Genomic DNA, 435 nt, shown 5'->3' with positions numbered 1-435 from the left:
GCCATGGCCGCACACCACGCCGCCGATACGCTTCAGCGGCGCGCGTGCCAGATCCCAGGCACCGATGTCGTCGGCGATCAGGATAGCGCCTTCGGGGATGTTTTCGAGGCTGATATCGTCCTGCCCCAGCAACACGAGGCAGATCTGCCGCCCGACCGCATGAACGTCGTCCGTCCGGGCGTTGAGATAGTGATCGTCGACCGCGCTGAATTCGGCGGCAATGGTGGAGGCGGCGGTGATGACGGCGGAGACCGCGTCATTGCCGCCCTTGATCAGGCCCTCGGCCTCACCAGTCAGGCTGTCGTCGGCGGCGATATCGCGCAGCGCAGCGACGATGCCGCGGTCTCCAGCCGACAGGCTGTCCTGCGCCAACGCAAGATCCATGCGGGCCTGGACCGCGCCGACGGCTGTGCGGCACCTGTCGATCTCGCCGTC

Annotated in this window: 1 protein-coding gene; it reads right to left on the bottom strand. The window is 67.4% G+C overall.

Features of this window, described 5'->3' with window-relative positions:
- Nucleotides 1-435: phosphoenolpyruvate-utilizing N-terminal domain-containing protein (locus EN893_RS37635; protein WP_281062557.1), on the bottom strand; the 435-nt coding region annotated here is incomplete at both ends.

The sequence above is a fragment of the Mesorhizobium sp. M7A.F.Ca.CA.004.04.2.1 genome, assembly GCF_004022825.1.
In the GTDB taxonomy this organism is placed as follows: domain Bacteria; phylum Pseudomonadota; class Alphaproteobacteria; order Rhizobiales; family Rhizobiaceae; genus Mesorhizobium.
Note: the sequence above shows the minus strand (reverse complement) of the source record. Positions and strands in the feature narration are given on the sequence as shown.